The sequence below is a fragment of the Bradyrhizobium sp. SZCCHNR1017 genome, from assembly GCF_032381375.1.
Classification (GTDB): domain Bacteria; phylum Pseudomonadota; class Alphaproteobacteria; order Rhizobiales; family Xanthobacteraceae; genus Bradyrhizobium.
The window spans coordinates 20885-41631 of record NZ_JAUHIR010000012.1; the positions used below are offsets into that span (position 1 = coordinate 20885).

Annotated in this window: 15 protein-coding genes; 4 read left to right on the top strand and 11 right to left on the bottom strand. The window is 65.6% G+C overall.

What is annotated here, in order from left to right; translation table 11 throughout:
* Positions 1-37 precede the first annotated feature (37 nt).
* The 4 genes from QW863_RS25785 to QW863_RS25800 form a co-directional block, all read right to left on the bottom strand.
* Complete coding sequence (locus QW863_RS25785; protein WP_315769061.1) at positions 38-658, bottom strand: CAP domain-containing protein; 621 nt, start codon at positions 656-658, stop codon at positions 38-40.
* Between the two features lie 150 nt (positions 659-808).
* Entirely contained in the window at positions 809-1810 is a 1002-nt protein-coding gene (locus QW863_RS25790; RefSeq protein WP_315769063.1) for a transporter, read from the bottom strand.
* Between the two features lie 413 nt (positions 1811-2223).
* Positions 2224-4569 (bottom strand): arylsulfatase, encoded by a 2346-nt coding sequence (locus QW863_RS25795; protein WP_315769247.1) that lies wholly within the window; start codon positions 4567-4569, stop codon positions 2224-2226.
* 246 nt (positions 4570-4815) lie between these two features.
* The gene (locus QW863_RS25800; protein WP_315713314.1) at positions 4816-5058 is read right to left on the bottom strand and encodes a hypothetical protein; all 243 of its coding nucleotides are present in this window, start codon (positions 5056-5058) and stop codon (positions 4816-4818) included.
* Positions 5059-5372: 314 nt separating this feature from the next.
* On the opposite strand from QW863_RS25800, the gene QW863_RS25805 reads away from it, so the two are divergent.
* Positions 5373-7682, top strand: a complete 2310-nt coding sequence (locus QW863_RS25805; protein ID WP_409977970.1) for a tetratricopeptide repeat protein — start codon at positions 5373-5375, stop codon at positions 7680-7682.
* A 120-nt stretch (positions 7683-7802) separates the two neighbouring features.
* Here the strand turns inward: QW863_RS25805 and QW863_RS25810 are convergent, their stop codons facing one another.
* Positions 7803-8144, bottom strand: a complete 342-nt coding sequence (locus tag QW863_RS25810; RefSeq protein WP_315713316.1) for a YqfO family protein — start codon at positions 8142-8144, stop codon at positions 7803-7805.
* A gap of 205 nt (positions 8145-8349) precedes the next feature.
* Here QW863_RS25810 and QW863_RS25815 point away from each other — a divergent pair, with 205 nt between their 5' ends.
* Positions 8350-9597: a multidrug effflux MFS transporter gene (locus QW863_RS25815; RefSeq protein ID WP_315769065.1), complete on the top strand. Its 1248-nt coding sequence runs from the start codon at positions 8350-8352 to the stop codon at positions 9595-9597.
* 15 nt (positions 9598-9612) lie between these two features.
* On the opposite strand, the gene QW863_RS25820 is transcribed toward QW863_RS25815, so the two are convergent.
* Entirely contained in the window at positions 9613-11409 is a 1797-nt protein-coding gene (locus tag QW863_RS25820; RefSeq protein WP_315769067.1) for a ShlB/FhaC/HecB family hemolysin secretion/activation protein, read from the bottom strand.
* Positions 11410-11536: 127 nt separating this feature from the next.
* On the opposite strand from QW863_RS25820, the gene QW863_RS25825 reads away from it, so the two are divergent.
* Positions 11537-12781: a FecR family protein gene (locus QW863_RS25825; RefSeq protein ID WP_315769068.1), complete on the top strand. Its 1245-nt coding sequence runs from the start codon at positions 11537-11539 to the stop codon at positions 12779-12781.
* 149 nt (positions 12782-12930) lie between these two features.
* A complete protein-coding gene (locus QW863_RS25830; protein WP_315769070.1) occupies positions 12931-15696 on the top strand; it encodes an EAL domain-containing protein in 2766 nt (921 codons plus the stop codon).
* Positions 15697-15948: 252 nt separating this feature from the next.
* Here the strand turns inward: QW863_RS25830 and QW863_RS25835 are convergent, their stop codons facing one another.
* The 5 genes from QW863_RS25835 to QW863_RS25855 form a co-directional block, all read right to left on the bottom strand.
* A complete protein-coding gene (locus QW863_RS25835; RefSeq protein ID WP_315769072.1) occupies positions 15949-16869 on the bottom strand; it encodes a polyphosphate kinase 2 family protein in 921 nt (306 codons plus the stop codon).
* Positions 16866-17582 carry an NUDIX hydrolase gene (locus QW863_RS25840; protein WP_315769074.1) on the bottom strand — a complete coding sequence of 239 codons (717 nt, stop codon included), beginning with the start codon at positions 17580-17582 and terminating at the stop codon, positions 16866-16868. The genes QW863_RS25835 and QW863_RS25840 overlap by 4 nt, the downstream gene beginning before the upstream one ends.
* Before the next feature lie 3 nt (positions 17583-17585).
* Positions 17586-18599, bottom strand: coding sequence for an ABC transporter substrate-binding protein (locus tag QW863_RS25845; RefSeq protein WP_315769076.1), 1014 nt, complete (start codon positions 18597-18599; stop codon positions 17586-17588).
* Positions 18600-18821: 222 nt separating this feature from the next.
* Positions 18822-19607 carry an ABC transporter permease gene (locus QW863_RS25850; RefSeq protein ID WP_315769078.1) on the bottom strand — a complete coding sequence of 262 codons (786 nt, stop codon included), beginning with the start codon at positions 19605-19607 and terminating at the stop codon, positions 18822-18824.
* Positions 19608-19826: 219 nt separating this feature from the next.
* Entirely contained in the window at positions 19827-20633 is an 807-nt protein-coding gene (locus tag QW863_RS25855) for an ABC transporter ATP-binding protein (protein WP_315769251.1), read from the bottom strand.
* Positions 20634-20747: the final 114 nt, after the last annotated feature.

A 20747-nucleotide genomic window follows, 5' to 3' on the forward strand; every position in this document is an offset into this window, starting at 1 on the left:
GGCGTGGCGTCCAGCCGAGGCCCACGGATCCCCGCACTCAGATGCAGAGACCGATCACCTTGATGCTGAGGTGGCAGTCCTTGGAGGCGGACGCCGGCGGCTTGGCGCCCCAGCGCGTCGCCGGCTTGGCGTCGCCTTTCGCGGATCGGGTCGCGGCCTGCGCGACGACGGCCTTGGCCTTGCCCTTCGGCCTGTCGGTCTCGTAGTCGCCCGCGATCACCATCGCCCAATAGGTGCGCTTGCCGCTGGCGTTCTTTGCGCTGGCGATGCCGACCTTGGTCGCCTTGGGAAGCAGCAGATTCTTGCGGTGCCCCGCCGAGTTGATCCACTGCCCCAGCGTCTTGTCGAAGTTGTCGTAGCCATAGGCGATGTTCTCGGCCGCACGGCCGGCCTTCGACGGAGCCACACGGCGGGTGAAGGGACCGAGCACCTCGTGGCTGAGATCGTCCTTGTCGGCCATCGCGCGCGCTTGCTCCATCGCGATGCGGTCGAGCGTCGCGTCGCGCGTCACGCGGCCTTCGCCATGCGCGAGCCGAAACGCCGAGATCTGATCGGCCGGCGCGGAGTCGCCGGCAAATGCCGCATGGGCCGACAGCGCCAGCAGCGCTGCAACCAAAACCGCGCGAAAGCCGCGCAACGTGAAACGAAGCTCCCGCATGCTAGGACACGTGCTCATCAATCCGGAGTAGGTAACGGTCGCTCGATCCCGCTTTGATCCGAAGCGACGGACGTGCTGGACCGCCGCGGAACCACCCGATATGACAATGCCGGAATTCAGTCCAATGCGGGCGGTCGATACTTCTCTATTCTATTTCGACACTTTGTGCCAAGTCGGCGCAATCGTGCCGGCGGGCGCGGCCTCCGAGATCGAGAACGTCAGCCACGTGTTCCAGCCCGACGGCCGGTTGGCGGCGTCGAACTCGCCATATCCCTTCAGCCCCAGGAACGCCTGATTGCTGCCGATCTGGAAAATATATCCGATCTGCGGGCCAACGCCGAGGACGCGCGAGCGGAAGCCGCCGAGAGCGGCGGGCTGACCGAAGTCGTCGGTAATCTGCTGATAGGCGTAGCCAACGAAACCGACGAAGACCTGCTTCGACAGGAACTGCGACACGCCCCAGTCGAGATGGAAATCGATGCCGCTCTGGTACCGGGTATCGGGATTCTTGAAATTGTAGGTCAAGCCCCCGACGGCCGAAAATTCCGTGCCGGTCGCCGGGTTCAAATAAGTGTAGCCGCCGCCAAAGTCGATGGCGCCGTGACCGATGCCGATGTTGGCCAGCCGGTTCCGACTGTAGTCGCCGACGGGAATATCGCCGGCGCCGTAGACCATGGTGTTGTGGACGCCGTTATTCCACTTCAGCTTCACGGTCGGATAGAGATCTCCGTAAGAGACGAGTGCGTCTTCGAGGAATCCGGTGCGCGTGCTGACGATCGGACCGGCAACCGTCGTCAACGTACCAGCGATGCTCGCGGAATTTCTGCCGTAGACGCTGGCCAGCGTCGCCGACAACTGGCCGCCGAGTACCGGCGTCGCAAACGTGTAGGTCGGCGCGATGAACATCAGATCGGCCTGGCCGCGCAAAGCCAGATTGAGATCGATGTTGACGGTTGGAGAAAATCGTCCGACCTGGAACTCGCGCGACGCCGCGGCCGCGCCTGAGGCACCCACGCTCGTATGGTAGTAGATGGCAGCCACCGACCAGCCCGGCGTGGCAGGCGTTGCGGCGAGGCTGCCGTACAATCCCGGCAGCCAGAACGAGATGCCGCTCTCATCGGCATGGGCGACCAGAGGCGAAAAAGAAGCCACCGCGGCGGACGCGAAAACGCCGCTCAGCCACAATCGCAGGAAGCCGGACCTGCGTCCCGATCTATCGCGCTGCAATCGTAATCCCCCCACGCTCCCATTTCAGGCGGCATGCCTGAGTTGTCGTCGACGACTACGGCTTGTAGTCGCTCATCCGCCGTCCGGTCTTGTCGTAGACATTGAAAAACTCGTCCGACATGATCGTAGCGATGCCACTTCTGGGTACCTCGGTCAGATCTTTCTCAAGCGTCTTGATCCGGAACTTCCACCCGAGAACCTCGGCTCCACGGTGCTTGCATTTTGCCCGACGGCCCCCCTCAGCTTGAAGCCAGAAGGATCGTCGCCAGATTGGCTATTTGCACTGCACGCTCCTTCTCAAAGGACCGACCACTGACCTGGCGAGCACGAAGAGCGCATCAATCGGACAGTCCTTTCTTCAAAGCCGCTGCCTTGCGGGCTTGGACGGCTTCTTCATTGTCGGCCTTCTTCATACCCACTAGATCGATCGTCACCTTGCCGATCTTGCCTGTGAACTTGAACGGCACCTTGTAGGCCTCGGTAACAGGCGTGCCTTCATCGGCACCGACGTCTGCGCCTTCGTCCGCGGAGTAGAAGCAGCATTGGGTTCGTTCGATCCGGCCGGTCGCGACGGCCTTTCCGTTCACGAGGATCGTGCCCACGCCCCCCTTGCCCAGGCCGCCACCGTCATAAGCGAACTCAAAGCGCAGTGCGGCTTTGCCTGCCGGAAGAGCCTGCTTGGCGGTTACGGTGTATCGCTGCAGACCGAGAAAATTATACGTGTAGGTCGGCTTTCCGTCCTTCAGGTAGAAGGTCCAGCCACCGAACCGTCCGGCCTGAGCGATGATGACGCCATTGGCTCCGCCCTTCGGGATGTCCAGATCGGCAGTAATGGCGTGCGATTGGTTCTTCAGGTTGATGAAGACATTCTCCGTCATCCCGATCATGCCTTCGTAGACCGTCAGGCTGGTGCGGCCCGCCATCAGGTCGGGACGTCCGACCAGCGCCGCGTTGGTGCGCTCCAGGGTGCGGTCGTCGAGCGGCAGCACGTTGTATTTCACTGCTTCCTTCAGGAACAGCTCCTGCATCTCCTTCAGCTTGTCCGGATTTTTGGCAGCCAGATCGTTGCTCAGGCTGAAGTCCGATCGCGCATCGTAAAGCTCCCAGATATCCTGCTGGAGCGGCCGCCGCGGTTTGGTTTCCCAGGCCGCCCGGTGCACCGTGCCGGCAAGCCAGCCGTCGCTGTAGATCGCGCGGTTGCCGAAGATTTCGAAATACTGCGTCAGATGCCTGCTCGGCGACTTGGCGTCGGCAAAGCTGTAGGCCATGCTTACGCCTTCAATGGGAGTCTGGACCGTTCCATTTACGCTCTTGGGCTCAGGCAGTTTCGCTGCTTCGAGAATGGTCGGCACGATGTCGATGACGTGATGCCACTGCGGACGAAGCTCACCTTTCGCCGCGATCCCCTTCGGCCAATGGACGACCATGCCGTTGCGGGTGCCGCCATAGCTCGAGGCCACTTGCTTGGTCCAGGTAAACGGAGTGTCGCCAGCGACCGCCCAGCCGGCCGCGTAATGGCCGTAGGTGTTGGGACCGCCGAGTTCGTCATAGTGCTTCAAGACGTCCTGGACGGTTTCCTGCACTCCATTGAAATAGGTCATCTCGTTGTACAGGCCGTTCGCGCCGCCTTCGGCGCTCGCGCCGTTGTCGCCGACGATGTAGAAGATCAACGTATTGTCGAGTTGGCCCGTTGCCTTGATGGCGTCGATCAGGCGGCCGATCTCGGTGTCGGTGTATTCGCCAAATCCGGCGAATACTTCCATCTGGCGCACGAACAGCTTCTTCTCGTCAGCGCTCAGCTTGTCCCAGTCCTGGATGGCGTCCGGCTTCGGGGCGAGCTTGGTATCGGGTGGCACCACGCCGAGCTTGATCTGCCGCGCCAACGTCTCCTCGCGCAGCTTGTCCCAGCCCTGATCGAACTTGCCCTTGTACTTGGCGATCCATTCTTTGGGCACCTGATGCGGGGCATGGGTGGCGCCGGGTGCAAAATACATGAAGAACGGCTTGTCCGGCGTCAGCGATTTCTCCGACCGCATCCAGTCGATCGCCTTGTCGGTCATGTCGGTCATGAAATGATAGTTCGGGTCCGTCGACGGCTCGACCTGGGTCATGCCATCGTAGATCAGCGGCGCCCATTGATTGGTTTCGCCGCCCATGAAGCCATAGAACTTGTCGAAGCCCTGGCGCGTCGGCCAGCGGTCGGTCGGGCCGGAGGGACTTACCTCCCATGCCGCGGTCTCGTGATTTTTGCCGAAATGCGCCGTGCTGTAGCCGTTCAACCGCAGCATCTCCGCGACGGACGCGACATTGTTGGGACGCTGACCGGTCTGTCCCGGGAAGGACGTCGCGGTTTCCGCGATCGAACCGAAATTGTTCATGTGATGGTTGCGGCCGCTGAGCAGCGCCGCGCGGGTCGGCGAACAAAGCGCCGTGGTGTGAAACTCGTTGTAGCGGAGGCCCTCGTTGGCGAGGCGGTCGACCGTCGGCATCCTGATCGGGCCGCCAAATGCGCTTGACTGGCCGAAGCCCATGTCGTCGATGAGCACGATCAGTACATTGGGTGCACCGGCCGGCGCCTTGACTTCAAACCGCGGCGGCGGCGGCGCATCGCGCGCATCGAATACGGTGCTGTGTGGAGGGTTCGGCTCAGGAATCGGCAGAACCGATCGCTCGGTCGGCAACACAGCACTCGGCGGCGCCGACTGTTGGGCCAATGCTGGAAGCACGAGTAGCGTCGTCAACGACAGGACCGACGCAGCCAACTTCATTCGCTTCATGATCACTGCCTTTGGATGAGACAATTGACAAATGAGACAATTGACACGGCTCCTCGCTGCCGGAACGACCCTGCCCGCAAACCGCGATCATCGGCGCGGGCAATGACGTTCGGCCGGCCCAACCGGCTCGCGGAGAGCGATAATTCTATAATTCTAGCGTCTGCCAACGCGATTGACCGGCCCGCCTCGATTCATCGGCGTTCCCCGCACGCGCACGCCTGGGGCCACCACGGCGCGCGCCACCGGGCGGGGCCGCAGCACGACGCCGGGCCTGACGACGCAGCCGACGGGATACTCGACATACTGACAATACACCACGGCACTTGCCCTTTCGGTGCTCGCGGCTACGAATCCCGTCACCAGCAACAGCCCTGTCAGGGCAACCGATAATTTCATCTTGGCATCCTCCCATCGGAAAGCTCATCATCGGCCCCTCCGGGAGGCACACCTTGATGCAGGTCAAGCAACCTTGGCAGACATTCCTGCATGTGCGGAAATGACCGACAGAGCAGCTTGATCGCAAGCTGACCAATTTGGGGCGTGAGGTACAAGCGTTGACACGCAGGCCGCCAAAAGCCGGCACGAAGGGACCGCGGAAGGGATCCGCCGCGGCCCCATCGCCGGCTGCGCCGGCGGATCGGCTTGCTTCCGGCGAAACGGCCTTCTCCAGGCGCGCGATCTGGATAGCAGTAGCGGTCACGATCGCGCTCGTGCTGGTGGTCGGCATGGTTTTTCATCTCCTCAAGGCCGACGGACCGGCCTCCACGGCGCAGGCCTCATTCGTCGCCACCTATGTGGGCAGCGAAAGCTGCGCCGGCTGTCATCAGGCAGAAGCCAAATTATGGGATATTTCGCAGCACAAGGCCGCGATGGCGCACGCGACCGACAAGACGGTGCTCGGCGATTTCAACAAGAGCTTCGACTACTTCGGTGTGCATTCCCGCCTCTTCCGCGATGGCGGAAAATTCATGGTCGAAACCGACGGGCCCGACGGCAAGCTTGCCGTGTTTGAGGTGAAGTACACGTTCGGTGTCGATCCGCTGCAACAATATCTCGTCGAGTTTCCAGATGGGCGCATCCAGGCGCTGCCGATCGCATGGGACGGCCGGCCCATGGACAAAGGCGGCCAGCGCTGGTTCCATCTCCATCCCGAAGAAGAGATCAAGCACGACGACGTCCTGCACTGGACCAAGCTGAACCAGAACTGGAACTTCATGTGCGCGGAATGCCACTCGACCGGCGTGCGCAAGCATTACGACACCGCGACGGATCGCTTCGCGACGACATGGGCGGAAATCAGCGTCGGTTGCGAGACCTGTCACGGTCAGGGCTCCACCCACGCCGCCTGGGCGCGTGACAAGCAACGATGGTGGCCATTCGGCAAGCACGAGGATCCGAGCAAGGGATTGCTGGTCCGTTTCGACGAACGGCGCGGCGTCACCTGGCCGATCGATCCGCGCAGCGGAAATGCGACGCGCTCAGCCGCGCCGGCCGCGTTGCGAAAGGAGATCGAGACGTGCGGGCTATGCCACGCGCGCCGTGCCGGCTTCAGCGAGGACTGGACACCCGGTCAATCGCTGTCCCAGACCCATATTGTCGAGGCGCTGGCGCGGACCACTTATCATGCCGATGGCCAGATCCGCGATGTGGAGGAGCCCTATAACTATACGCCGTTCAAGCAGAGCAAGATGTTTGCCGCTGGCGTGACCTGCAGCGATTGTCACGAGCCGCACGGCGCAAAGCTCCGAGTCTCCGGCGAAGGCGTTTGCCTGCAATGCCATGCGTCCGAAAAATACGCCGATGCGAAGCATCGCCATCACGCGGACGCCGATCCGGCGCCGACCTGCATGTCGTGCCACATGCCGGCGCGCACCTATATGCAGATCGACCCGCGTCACGATCACGCCTTCCGCGTTCCGCGACCCGATCTTTCGGTCACGTTGGGAACCCCGAACGCCTGCAACGACTGCCACAGCGACAAGCCGGCGCAATGGGCCGCCGCCGCGATCGAGCAATGGTTCGGGCCCGACCGAAAGGGCTTCCAGACCTATGGGCCCGCGTTCCGCGCAGCACGCAGCGACCAGGCCGACGCCGCCGCGCTGCTTGGCCTTCTGGCCGCGGACAGGAACGCGCCGGCCGTGGCGCGTGCGAGCGCGCTCGGCGAACTCGCCTCGCGCATCGCTCCGGCGAACATTGCGACCGCACGGGCAGGCCTGGCCGATCCCGATCCCATGGTGCGGATCGGCGCGCTGGACATGCTGGAAAACGTGCCCGCCGGCCAGATCTGGCCGCTGGTTTCGCCGCTGCTCACCGATCCCGTGCGTGGCGTGCGGATCAGGGTCGCCTCCCTGCTCGCTTCCGTTCCGACCGCGAGCCAGCCGCTGCCCGATCGCGCACGCTTCGATCAGGCGGCACACGAATTCATCACGGCGCAGCGCGCCAATGCCGAACGGCCCGAGGCCCGCACCGCACTGGCAAACTTCCTGGCCTTGCGCGGACAGACCGGGGACGCAGAGACCGAGTACAAGGCAGCCCTCAGGCTCAGCCCGCACTATGCGGCGGCCGCCATCAATCTGGCCGACCTCTATCGCCAAATTGGCCGCGACGGCGACGGAGAAACCGTTCTGCGCGAAGCAATTGCGGCATCACCTACCGACGCGGCCGCGCATCACGCACTCGGCCTGACTTTGACCCGGCTGAAGCGGCACGACGAGGCGCTCGCCGAGTTGCGCAGAGCAACCGAACTCGAACCGGGTCGCGCTCGCTATATCTATGTCTACGCGGTGGCGCTGCATTCCGGCGGGCGAGCCGACGAGGCAATGACGGTCCTAAAGGAAGCTCTGGAAAGCCATCCCAATGATAGGGACGTGCTGTCCGCTCTGGTTTCGCTCAGCCGCGCGACAGGCGATGCAAGGGCGGCGCTGGGCTACGCCGAAAGGCTCGCAATCATGACACCGGACGACCGGAATCTGGCGGCGTTCATCGGCGAGATCAGGCGGCAGATTGACAAGCCAAACTAAGATAGCTGGCTCTCCTGCTTGAGCTCACAAAGGGCGCCCGAGAACCTCAAATGGAGCGAGCGCGAAATCGACGCTGAAATGACCAGGGACGCAACAAAGTCGAACGGCTCCTCAATGAGATCAAGCACTGTCGGCGGATCGCAACGCAACCACCTCGATCGGGTAGACATCGATCGCCGGCTCCTCATAGGGATGCGCAGCGCGGATCGCCTGTAGCACGGCTTTCAGCCGGTCCTCGGCGCAGACGGTCTCGATGCGCTCCTCCTCGACCGTCTCGAGCTGGCCGACCGCGCCGACGGCCGGGTTGGCGCCTGCCAGCGGACGAAACCGGCCCACGCCCTTCGCGGTAAACGAACAGTGGTCGTAATTGCCGATGCGGCCGGCGCCGGCCTCGCCCATCGCGCGGCGCACGGCGTCGCCCGCCGCTTCAGGGACATAGACGACGATCTTGTAGGTCTTCATGCTGGCCTGGATCCGGACGTCGATCACACGGCCGTTACCATCGCGTCGCCGCTGGCGCAATTTTCAGCGGGTCACAACCGGTCACAATCGCGAAAGCGCCGGCGCCGGTGACCAGCCATTCCGAAACACGCCTTGTGCGGCGCAGCAAACCCGATACTTATCGGTGATCTCTCCCGCATTCTCAACACCATGGAAGGCCCGCGCCTTGGCTGATACCAGTGCCGACACCATCGAGATCGTCCGTCACCGGCCGATGGGCTTCACCGAATTCGTCATCGTGGTCGCGGCGATCATGGCGCTCAATCCGCTGGCGATGGACATGATGCTGCCGGCGCTGCCGAACATCGGCGCCTCGTTCCATATCGACGTCGCCAACCGGCTGCAGACGGTGCTGACGGCGTTCGTCATCGGCTTCGGTCTCGGCCAGTTCGTGATCGGCCCGCTGTCCGACAGCTTCGGCCGGCGCCCGGTGCTGATCGGCGGCATGGTGCTGTATGCGGTCGCCAGCCTGTTCGCGATCGCCGCGCCGTCCTTCGAGATGCTGCTGCTGGCGCGCGCGCTGGAAGGTCTCGGCACCGCGGCGACGCGGGTGATCGCGACCTCGATCGTGCGCGACTGCTATGCCGGCCGCCGCATGGCGAGCGTCGTCTCGCTGGCGATGATGGTGTTCATCGCCATTCCCGTGATCGCGCCGTCGTTCGGCCAGGCGGTGATGCTGCTGACGCAGTGGCGCGGCATCTTCGTCGTGCTGACCTTGTACGGCATCGTCACGCTGCTGTGGACCGCCGCACGGCTGCCCGAGACGCTGCCGGAGAGCGAGCGCAAGCCGTTCTCGGTCAAAGAGATCGTCGGGGCCTTCCGCAACACCCTCACCAATCGCCAGACGCTGGGCTATGCGCTCGCGGCGAGCGGCATCTTCGGCGCCGTGCTCGGCTATGTCCTGTCCTCGCAGCAACTGTTCACCGGCGTCTACCATCTCGGCCACTACTTCCCGCTCGCCTTCGCGGCGATCGCGGTGACCATCGCGGTGGCCGGCTTCCTCAACGCCCGCCTCGTCGGGCGGCTCGGCATGCGCATGATCTCGCACGGCGCGCTGGTCGGCAGCGTCGTCATCGCGCTGGCCTGCTTCAGCGCGGCGATCCTCGGCACGCTGCCGCTGTGGCTGTTCATGACGCTGTCGGCCGGCATGATGTTCTCGTTCGGCCTGATGTTCGCGAACTTCACCGCGCTGGCGATGGAGCCGCAGCGCGCCAATGCCGGCACCGCATCTTCGCTCTACGGCTCGATCACGACCCTGCTCGGCATGGCCGCCGGCGCCGTCGTCGGCCAGGCGTTCGACGGCACGGCATTGCCGTTCGCCGCGGGCTTCCTGGCCTGCACGTCGAGCGCGCTCGTCATCGTGCTGATCACCGAGAAGGGCCGGCTGTTCCACGGCCAAGGCAAGCCGGTCTGACCGCCGCCGAGGGCCTCAAATGCACGGCCCCTGCCCGCGCTGCGGGCACAGCTTCAGCACGCTCGACAGCGTCAGCAGCAGACGCGCGCTGCGCGTCGTGTTGCCCGGCGCGCGGTAGCTGAGCGGCGCGGCGACGCCGAGATCGGCGCGCCAGTCGTTCGGGAAGGTAAAGCGCACCCCGGCGCCCGCCGAGGTCAGCGCGACGCCGTCGGCCGGCCGGAAGCCGTCGTTCCAGGCGAGCCCGGCATCGAAGAAGCTGTAGAGCTGATAGCTCGTGAGATACTGCCAGTTCGGTTTCTGCTCGAAGCGGACCTCGAACGTGCCGGCGACGCCATTGTCGCCGCTGATCTCGGCGCTGCCATAGCCGCGGCCATAGGCGAGGCCGCCGAGATAGAACTGCTGCGAATTGTACAGCGGACCCGAGGCGAGCTGGCCGGCGGCGGCGAGCTTCAGCGACCACGCCTCGGACAATGTCTGATAGCGCGCGAACCAACCGTTGAAGACCGAGAAGCTCGGCGAGGCGCCCGCGCGCGAGGCGAGGGGATCGTCGAGCGGCGTCGCCCCGAACGCGTTCAGGCCCTGCCGGTAGGCCAGCGTCAGGTAGCTGTCGCCGCCGACATCATCCTTCCAGCGGTAGTCGGCGGTGAAGGTCAGCGTCCGGATGCGATCGCGATACCAGATGCCGAACAGGTCGCGCTCGGTCACGTCGCTGAAGGCGGCCGCGAGATTCAGCTTCAGCGAGGCGCGCTGCGACTGGATCGGCGTGAGGCCGCCGCGCAGCTCGAGCGTCTCGGTCACCGTGTCGTCGTTGAACAGCCGTCTCCGGTCGCCCGGCCGGACCTCGCTGTACAGCGCGGAGGCGCCGACATAGGCGCCGTCGGTGCCGACCGGCACCTCATAGGACAGCCGGCCGAACGCGAGCTGGCGCGGATCTCCCGGCGTCGTCGACAGGTTGGCGGTGAGCGTGTCGCCCGGCAGCAGATAGGAATTGAAGGCGGCCGTGGCGTAGTTCTGCCAGGGACCGACGGTCGACGAGCCGAGATTGTCGACGCCAGCGAAGCCGTAGACGTGCCAGGTCTGCAGCTCGATCACCAGGCGGAACCGGCCGGTGGTGCCGCCGATCTCCTCCAGCGCGGAATCGACCAGACGGACGCCGCCGCGGCCGTTGATCAGCAGCAACTGCCGCTCCAGCGTCGCGAGCCGGGACGGCTGCTCGGCCAGCACCGGGCCGAGCATCGGCCTGATGCCGAACTCTTCCGCGCCGGCGCCCTTCAAGGTCACCTCGGTGATGCTGCCTTCGATGATCTGGATCCGTACCCGGCCATCATGGATGTCCTGCGGCGGTATGATCGCACGGCTGAGATGGTAGCCGGCGGCGCGGTACTGATCGCTGATCGCGGTCGTGATCGCCGCGAGGTCGGCCTGCGACACCGGCTTGCCGAGATAGGGCTGATAGCTCGCGGCGAGTTGCTCGTCGGGCAGCGCGGACGCCCCCGTCAGCGTGACGCCGCGCATGGTGAACAAGGGTTTGCGATCGCCGCCGCCCTGGGGCGCGAATTGCGGCGCACGCGGCCGCGGCGGCGGCTGCGTCGACCGCGACTGTTGCTCGTCGAAATATCGCTCGGTCTGCCGCGGATCGAAGCCCGGCTGGCCGACCTGCTGCGCATGGGCTGTCGCTGCAAACAGCAACGCCGACAGGGAAATGCCGGCGGCGATCGCGGTTCCATGCAGCCGTCGCGAGCCGTGCGGTACGGCCGCGAAGTCGCGCCAACCCGCAGTCCTCCCAGTTCCGTCGACACAACCAGCGCGCATGCCTCGTTTTTAGTTTGTTAAGGTCAACGAAGCGTAAATGCGTGAGGAAAACACGGCTGCAACTCCTAAGGGTCTCTTGAAACATTTCGATTAGTTTCAAAAGCCGCCAACGATGCGAGTTCGTGCCATGTCATCCAAGCGCTTCCTGATACCGGGACTGATCGCCGCGTGCCTTTTCGGTGCAATGCCGGCCGCATTCGCGGCCGACGGTGAGCCGTGGCTGGTGAGCAAATCGTCCGGTGAGGTCTGGGTCACCACCCAGGGCGCAGCGCAGGTGTCGCTCGGCCGCGAGGACCCGCTGAAGCCAGGCGATACGATCCGCACCGGGCCGACCGGCCGCGTCCGCCTGACCCGCGGCGCCGAGACGATCGTGATCGCGCCGAACTCCGAGGTCGGCCTGCCCGCCGCGCCCAAGGACGGCATGGCGACGACCATCCTGCAGCGCGCCGGCTCGATCCTGCTCGACGTCGAGAAACGCAACGTCCAGCATTTCGAGGTCGAGACGCCCTATCTCGCCGCCGTGGTCAAGGGCACGCAGTTCAGCGTCACGATCTCAGGCCGCAGCACCAAGGTCGAGGTCAGCCGCGGCCAGGTGCAGGTGTCGGATTTCAAGACCGGCCAGATCGCCCAGGTGATGCCCGGTCAGGCCGCCACCGCCTTTGCGACCGGCCGCGCCGGCCTGAGCCTGTCCGGCGCCGGCACCTTCAGCCCGATCGAGCAGGGCCGCCCGCGCGCCTCCACGATCGATCGTGTTCCGGTGCCGCGCGACGGCCTGCAGGCGCCGCGCGAGGCCAAGGGCAGCGTGATCCACGCGCTGAACGCCGACGGCCCGGCCGCGCGCCCCGGCACAACGGTCGCCGCTCGGCAGCATTCTGCGGCCGGCTTCGGCAGCGCGAAGCCCGGCGTGGTGCGGATCTCGTCATCGATCGGCGAGGTCAACCTGAACATCCAGAAGGCGACACGCGGCCTCGCCCACGGCGCCCACACGCCGGCCGCCGGTGGAGGGCGAAGCACCGCCTGGAATGATGCGCGCGGCAACAGCGGCAATGCGACGGGCAACTCGGCCACCGCAAGCGGCACGTCGGGAGATTCCTCGATCGCAGCCGCCGTCACCGCGGCGGTCGGTTCGCCAAGCGGATCCGCCAGCGCCAATGCCGCCGGAAATGGCGACGCCGGCAACGGCAATGCCAACGGTAGCAGCCGCGGCAGCAACAATGGCGGAAGTGGCAACGGCAACAACGGCCAGGGCAACAGCGGCAACGGTAACAGCGATAACGGAAATAGCGGCAACGGTAACGGCAACAGCGGCGACCATGGCAATGGCAATCATGGCAACGGCAATGCCCACGCTTACGGCCACAGCAAGAATTAGGGAGTCCCGATCGAGCGTAACGCCTGCGTCATGCGTCGTCATGGGGGAGCGCGGGCTTGCAGGGTTCCATGGCTCTGCGGTCGGAACGGGATGAAGTTGGGATCACGAACGCGGGCGTCAACGTGGCACGCAGACATTTGGGAGAGGGCATGCTCAGGCGGTTCATGCCGCATATTCTGGTGGTCGTTGCGCTGCTGACGGTCGGCCTGTCCGGCAGCCACGAGTTGTTGAGCAACGCCCTCGTCGATCTGCGCTTACTCCTCGACAATCGCCCCGCCAGCGGCGAGATCGCGGTGGTCGCGATCGACCCGCGCTCGATCGAAGCCATCGGCGTCTGGCCGTGGCCGCGGACCCAGCATGCGCATCTGCTCGAGCAGTTGCAGCGGGCCGGCGTCCGCGACGTCGCCTTCGACGTGGATTTCAGCACGCCGTCCGACGCGGCCGGCGATCAGGCCTTCCTGACCGCGCTCCAGAATGCCAAGAGCTCGGTCGTGCTGCCGACCTTCAGGCAGCTCGCTGCGGCGGGGAAGGACACCGCCATTCACCTCAACCGGCCGCTGCCGCAGTTCGAGCAGCTCGCATGGTCGGCCTTCGTGAACATCGAAGTGGCGCGCGATGGCCGCGTCAGAAGCTACGCTTTCGGCGAATATAGCGAGACCGGCGGCGCGAAAACTTTCCTGCAATCCATGGGTGCGTTCCTCGCCGGCAGCGATGCGGTCAAGGACAGCTCTTTCCTGGTCGACTACGGCATCGATCTGTCGTCGCTGCCCCGGGTCTCGTATGTCGATGTCGTCCGCGGCGACGCGGCGGCGCTGTCCAGGCTCAAGGACAAGCGGGTGATCGTCGGCGCGACCGCCATCGAGCTCGGTGACTACTATAGCGTGCCGAACGGCCGCGTTCTGCCCGGCGTCATGCTGCAGGCGCTGGCGGCCGAGTCCATCATTCAGCACCGCACCCTGCTGTCGACGTCGACGACGGCCGCCGTAGGCGGCCTGCTGCTGATCGTCATCATCATGCTGGCGAGCTGGCGGCACCTCTCGGCGGCGCGGCGCGCGCTGCTGATCGCCATGATCAGCGTCCTGATCGAGGCCGTGGCGCTGCTGCTGCACGACCGCTACGCCCTGGTGCTCGACACCTCGCTGCTGCAGATCGCGCTGGTCGCCTATCTCGCGGCCACGGCCCTCGACGAGATCGACTTCCGCGGCCTGCTGCGGCACGTCGCCGAGAGCCGTTTCGAGCGAATCGCGATGTCGATCGGCGATGGGCTGGTCTGTACCGACCGCGACCGGCGCATCACGGTGTGGAATCCGGGCGCGGTCGCGATCTTCGGCTATGGCGCCGACGAGATCATCGGCCAGCCCTTCGCGCGCCTGCGCGCCGACGGCAGCGATACGCATGACCTGTTTCCGCAGCAGGAGGCGGCGCTGCCGGCGACGTTGCTGCCCGGCGGAGCCACGATCGAGTTCGACGGCCGCCGCAAGGACGGCGAGGTGTTTCCGGTCGAGGCGAGCTTCTCCGCCTGGCAGGGCGCCGACGGCCTGCAATATGGCGTGATCCTGCGCGACGTCTCGGTGCGCAAGCGCAAGGCGGAGCGCATTCGTTACCTCGCCGAGCACGACACGCTGACCGGCCTGGTCAACCGCAACACGCTGCAGAGCGAGCTCGCCGCCATGATCGAGACCGCGGATGCCGCGGCCGACCAGGTCGCGCTGCTGGTGATCGGGCTCGATGCCTTCCAGCGCATCAACGACACGCTTGGCCACGCCTACGGCGACAGTGTCTTGCGCGCGGCGGCCGACCGGCTCCGCACCGAGATCGGCGGCATGGGCCGTGTCGCCCGGCTCAGCGGCGACGAGTTCGCCGTCGCCATTCCCTGCTCGGCCGTCGGCGGCACCGTGGCCGAGCTCGCCGATCATCTGTCGCATTTGTTCGAGGCGCCGCTGGACGCGGGCACGCGCCAGCAGCGCGTCAAGGTCACCCTCGGCATCGCGGTGCATCCCGAGGGCGGGCACTCGGCAGACGAGCTGCTCAGCAATGCCCACCTTGCCCTCTGTCGCGCCAAGATGGACCGGCGGGGCAGCCATGTGCTGTTCGAGAGCGCCATCCGCCACGAGCTCGAACAGAGATTGACGCTGGAGGCCGAGCTTGCGCTCGCCGTCGAGCGGAACGAATTCGAGCTGTTCTACCAGCCGCAAGTGGAGCTGTTGAGCGGCCGCGTGATCGGCGCCGAGGCGCTGATCCGCTGGCGTCACCCCACCCGCGGCCTCGTGCCTCCCGGTGATTTCATTCCGGTCGTCAACACCTCGCATCTGTCCGAGGCGGTCGCGACCTGGGTCATGGCGACCGCCTGCCGGCAGGCGCGGGAGTGGCAGCTCGCCGGCCACGACATCCGCGTCGGCGTCAACCTCTCGCCGTCCCAGTTCCAGTCCGGCGACCTCGCGGCCTTCGTCAGCAAGCTGCTCACGTCGACCGGCCTGTCGCCGCGCCTGCTCGAGCTCGAAGTCACCGAGGACATCCTGCTGCACGACGAACCCGGCGTGCTGCAGACGTTCAACCGGCTGCAGGCGCTCGGCGTCAGCCTGGTGTTCGACGATTTCGGCACCGGCTATGCGAGCCTGAGCTACCTGAAGAAATTCCCGCTCGACGGCCTGAAGATCGACCGCTCCTTCGTGCGCGACGTGCTGACCCAGGCCGACGACGCGGCCATCGTCGGCTCGACGGTCAGCCTGAGCAAGCAGCTCGGGCTGTCCGTGATCGCCGAGGGCATCGAGAACGCGGCGACGGCCGAGTTCCTGCTGCGGCTCGGCTGCGAGCAGGGCCAAGGCTATCACTTCGGCAAGCCGATGCCGGCGGCGGATTTCACGCAGCGATTCCTCGCGGTGGACGACGAGATGCGCCAAGCCGGCGCGGCGTGAGGCTCAGGTCTCACGCTCGAAGCTAACGCAGGTCAACCGCTCTCTCCACCGTCATTCCGGGGCGCGCGCAGCGCGAGCCCGGAATCCATCGCCACAGGCGGTCGTTGGTGACAACGGCGCGCTGTTGCACGGACCTTGCTCCCTCGCAGGCGATCGGGGTTATGGATTCCGGGCTCGCGCCGCGCGCGCCCCGGAATGACGAGAGAGTGCAGGTGCGCCTCGGCTTCTCGCCTCAGCCCGCGCCTTACGCCCTCACCCTTTCTTGCCGCCCTTGGCCTCGCTGTCGAGCGCCTTGCGCACCGCCTTGAACTCCTCGCGCGAGCCGGCATCGACGCGCGGGAAGTGCAGATCCAGGCTTTCCAGCGCTGCGACGATGGTCGAGCCGATGACGACACGGGCGAACCATTTGTGGTCGGCCGGCACGACGTGCCAGGGCGCGTAGGGCGTCGAGGTGTGGCGCACGATGTCCTGATAGACCGCCTGGTAGCGATGCCACTTCGCGCGCTCGGTGATGTCGCCCATCGAGAACTTCCAGTTCTTCGCCGGCTCCTCCAGCCGGTCGAGGAAGCGCGCGCGCTGCTCCTCCTTGGAGATGTTGAGGAAGAACTTCAGGATCACGGTGCCGTTGCGCGACAAGTAACGCTCGAAGGCGCAGATGTCCTCGAAGCGCTCGCGCCAGATGTTCTTGGTGACCAGCCTCGGCGGCAGCTTCTCGGCCTTGAGGATCTCCGGATGCACCCGCGTGACCAGGCATTCCTCGTAGTAGGAACGGTTGAAGATGCCGATGCGGCCGCGCTCGGGGAGCGCGATGGCGCTGCGCCACATGAAGTCGTGGTCCAGCTCCTTGGAGGTCGGCTGCTTGAACGAGGTGACCTCGCAGCCCTGCGGATTGACGCCCTCGAAGATGCTCTTGATCGCGCTGTCCTTGCCGGAGGCGTCCATGCCCTGCAGCAGCACCAGCACCGACCAGCGGTCCTGTGCATAAAGCCTTTCCTGAAAATCGGCGAGCCGCGTCCGATTCTGCTCGATGATCGCCTCGCCCTCCTCCTTGGCGAGGCCGCCCTTGACCTTGGTCTTGTGCGATTTGAGATGAAACTTGTGCCCGCCATCGATCCGGAACGGCGAGATGAAACCATCGAGCTCATCGGCCAGCGTGCGCGGTTTCTTGCTCATGAGGACGGCTCTCCGGGGCTGAATTGCGTTTCGAGGAAGGCGGTCACGAAGCGCGGCATCGCCGCAGTCAGATCATTCCGGCTTCGAACCAGCCGTATCGAGCAGAGTTCCGGCTCGTCCTGAACCGCGAGATTGGCCTCGATGCGGCGCTGCAGAGCCTCGCCCACGTCAGAGGCGTCGAGCACGCGCATCAGCGCGATCGACGCGCCGGTCACGACACAGTCCCAATGCGCCGCGGCCTGATAGTCCGATGGCGCGAGTCCCGTCTCCTCTTCAACCTCGCGCGCGACGTTGGCGGCGAGATCGAGCACGCCGTCGCTGACGTCGGCGAGATCCGGCGTGCCGGCGGGAAAATACAGCCGGCCGGCATTGGCGGTATGCGCGCCCATCTCGCCGAGCACGAAGGCGCCGTCGGCGGCACGCAGCGCGCCCATGCCGAAGCCGTTGAAGGCGGTGCGATCCGGAAAGCCCCAGTCGCGCCACGCCAGCAGGCTGGCGAAATCGGTCTCGAAATAGCTCGCGGTGAACCGGCTATCCGCGAAGCGCGGGTTGCGCCCGAGCAGCACGCGGCCGTTCCACAGGCCCGGCCTGGCGCGCTGGCATTCGGCGAAATGTGCCGCGATGTCGTCGCGGCGCTGTTTCGCGAACGGCCAGTCCCACGGCTCGACCTTGAGGTCGAGCGTGGTGACGCGGTGGATGACGACGTCCGTCATCCGCTATTTCGCCCCCTTCGCCTGTTCGACGAACTTGTTGGTGAAGGTCTTGCTGACGTCGACATTGGCCTTGGCGACATCGGGCGAGCCGGTGCTGAACACGGCGAGCACGGCGTCGGCGCCCTTCGGATCCATCTTGCCGGTCTGCGAGTACATCGGGATGGTGTTCTTGAGCGCCGCGAGATACAGCGCCTTGTCCTTGCCGACGAGTTCCTCCGGCATCTTCGCCATGATTTCCTCCGGAGTGTGCGAATGGATCCAGCCCAGCGTCGCCACGATGGCGTTGGTCAGCGCCTGCGTCTCCTTGTCATGGCCGGCGATCCAGGCCGCGGTCGAATACAGCGCGCCGCCGGGATACTCGCCGCCGAACACCTCCAGCGTGTCGTGCTGGGTGCGGGTGTCGCTGAGGATCTTGAGGTCCGGATGCTTGCCCTGCAGCACGGTAACCGAGGGGTCGAGCATGACGGCCGCATCGATCTGGCCCTGCTCCATCGCGGCCACCGCGGTCGCGCCGAGACCGACGCCGATCACCGCGGTGCCCGACGGATCGAGGCCGTTCTTCTTCAGCATGTACTTCAGGAAGAAGTCGGTCGAGGAGCCCGGCGCGCTGACGCCGACCTTCTTGCCGGCGAGATCCTTGACCGAGCTGATCTCCTTGTTGTGCGACGGCGCCACCACCAGCACGAGACCGGGATAGCGGTCGTAGACGACGAAGGACTGCATCTCCTGCTTCTTGGCCGCGAGATTGACGCAGTGATCGAAATAGCCGGAGACGACGTCGGCGCTGCCGCCGAGCACGGCCTTCAGCGCATCCGAGCCGCCCTTGAGGTCGACCAGCTCGACCTCGAGCCCGGCCTTCTCGTATTCGCCGAGCTGCTTGGCCAGCACGGTCGGCAGATAGCACAGGCAGGCGCCGCCCCCGATTGCGATCGTGACCTTGGTGGCAGCGCTGGCGAGACCAGTGCTCAACGTCAGCGCCAGCAGCGCGCCGGTGACCCGGCCGATGATCTTGTTCATGTGTTTCCTCCGTTCATGTTGTCAGTCAGGTTGGGCATGTCGGCGTAGATTGAGAAGGCCGCCCAAAACTCCGCTGTCGTCCCTGCGAAAGCAGGGACCCATACCGCGTGATGTTCCGGTTGGAAAAGACTGGTCGTCCCGCGTGCCACAAACGCCGCCCTGTGGTTATGGGTCCCCGCTTTCGCGGGGACGACAGCGGCGGGTGGCGCAGCAGCCCGGCCATCATCGGCCCTCGGCGGCGTCAGGCCGCCACACCAGCAGCCGCCGCTCCACAAGCGTGACGCAGATGTCGATCAGGATGACGAATGCCGACAGCACGAACATGCCGGCGAACACGCCGGCGACGTCGAAGATGCCTTCGGCCTGCTGGATCAGATAGCCGAGGCCGGCCGCGGAGCCGAGATATTCGCCGACGACAGCGCCGACGACGGCGAAGCCGACCGACGTGTGCAGCGACGAGAACATCCACGACAGCGCGGACGGCCAATAGACGTGGCGCATCAGTTGCCGCTCGCTCATGCCGAGCATGCGGGCGTTGTCGCGCACCACGGTCGAGACCTCCTTCACGCCCTGATAGACGTTGAAGAACACGATGAAGAACACCAAGGTCACGCCGAGCGCGACCTTGGACCAGATGCCGAGCCCCAGCCACAGCGTGAAGATCGGCGCCAGCACCACGCGCGGCAGCGCATTGGCCATCTTGACGTAGGGATCGAACACGGCGGCGACCAGCGGCTTGCGCGCGAACCAGAAGCCGACCAGCACGCCGCCGAGCGAGCCGATCGCGAACGCCAGGATCGACTCCCACAAGGTGATCGCGAGGTGCTTCCAGATGGCGCCGGTGGCGAACCATTTGATCACCTGCGCGAACACGTCGACCGGATTGGAGAAGAAGAACGGCGGAAGCCAGATGCGCCCGAACACGGGCACGGTGGCGAGCAGTTGCCACAGCGCAATCGCGACGACCGCGACCAGCAATTGCAGCGCGAGCAGACCGAGACGCGACATTACGCTACTCCGCGCCCGCGGTGACAGAGACAAAGCGCGAGCCGCACACGCCGCTCCGCTCCCTCCCCCCTTGTGGGGGAAGGCTGGGGAGGGGGGTACTCCAACCAACAGTCTTTCCGGGGTACCCCCCTCCCCGACCCTCCCCCACAAGGGGGGAGGGAGTGCACTGTCCAAGTGGAAACAGCGAGGCTCTCATGATCGAACGAGTCACTGCTCCCATCACACCGCCTCCGCCTGCTTGTAGGTCTTCTCGACCTCCGCCTTCAGCGTCTGCCAGATCTCGCGATGCAGCTCGTGGAACTCGTGCTTCATGCGCACCTCGAAGATGTCGCGCGGACGCGGCAGGGTCACGCGCCAGTCGCCGATGATGCGCGAGGCCGGGCCGGCCGACATGATGACGACGCGGTCGGCGAGCGCGATCGCCTCCTCGAGATCGTGGGTCACGAACAGCACCGCCTTGCGGTCGGCATTCCAGAGATCGAGCAGCAGATTGCCCATGATCTGCCGCGTCTGCGCGTCCAGTGGCCCGAACGGCTCGTCCATCAGGATGATGCGCGGATTGCGGATCAGCACCTGGGCGAGGCCCACGCGCTTGCGCTGGCCGCCCGACAGCATGTGCGGATAGCGGTTGCCGAATGCGCCGAGGCCGACCGAGGTCAGCCATTGCTGCGCCTTGGCGGCTGCATCCTTCGACGGCGTACCCGCGACCTCGAGCCCGATCGCGACGTTCTCCAGCGCGGTCTTCCATGGGAACAGCGCGTCGGCCTGAAACAGGTAGCCGGCGTCGCGATTGAGGCCGGCCAGAGGCTGGCCGAAGATGCGCACATGGCCGGCGGCCGGCTTCAGCAGTCCCGCCGCCACGTTGAGAAGGGTGGATTTGCCGCAGCCGGTCGGCCCGACGATGGCGACGAACTCGCCATCGGCGACGCTGAGATTCGCCGTCTCGACGGCGGTGTAGGTGCGTCCGCCGGCGAGACGGAATGCCACCGTCGTTCGCTCCAGCGCGACCGCGGCGGCGGTGGGCATCGTCACGTCCAAGTTCCTCCCCCGAGAATGGCCGGGACGGCTTAGCCGCTTGCGCGGCGAAGTTCAACGCGGCGGCCGGACGTGCTAGGTCGTCTGACTGAGCCCAAGGCCAAC

Coding starts and splice junctions, on each gene's coding strand:
- QW863_RS25785 (WP_315769061.1), bottom strand. CDS start 658: ATGCGGGAGCTTCGTTTCACGTTGCGCGGCTTTCGCGCGGTTTTGGTT.
- QW863_RS25800 (WP_315713314.1), bottom strand. CDS start 5,058: ATGAAATTATCGGTTGCCCTGACAGGGCTGTTGCTGGTGACGGGATTC.
- QW863_RS25810 (WP_315713316.1), bottom strand. CDS start 8,144: ATGAAGACCTACAAGATCGTCGTCTATGTCCCTGAAGCGGCGGGCGAC.
- QW863_RS25820 (WP_315769067.1), bottom strand. CDS start 11,409: ATGCGCGCTGGTTGTGTCGACGGAACTGGGAGGACTGCGGGTTGGCGC.
- QW863_RS25825 (WP_315769068.1), top strand. CDS start 11,537: ATGTCATCCAAGCGCTTCCTGATACCGGGACTGATCGCCGCGTGCCTT.
- QW863_RS25830 (WP_315769070.1), top strand. CDS start 12,931: ATGCTCAGGCGGTTCATGCCGCATATTCTGGTGGTCGTTGCGCTGCTG.
- QW863_RS25835 (WP_315769072.1), bottom strand. CDS start 16,869: ATGAGCAAGAAACCGCGCACGCTGGCCGATGAGCTCGATGGTTTCATC.
- QW863_RS25840 (WP_315769074.1), bottom strand. CDS start 17,582: ATGACGGACGTCGTCATCCACCGCGTCACCACGCTCGACCTCAAGGTC.
- QW863_RS25845 (WP_315769076.1), bottom strand. CDS start 18,599: ATGAACAAGATCATCGGCCGGGTCACCGGCGCGCTGCTGGCGCTGACG.
- QW863_RS25850 (WP_315769078.1), bottom strand. CDS start 19,607: ATGTCGCGTCTCGGTCTGCTCGCGCTGCAATTGCTGGTCGCGGTCGTC.
- QW863_RS25855 (WP_315769251.1), bottom strand. CDS start 20,633: ATGCCCACCGCCGCCGCGGTCGCGCTGGAGCGAACGACGGTGGCATTC.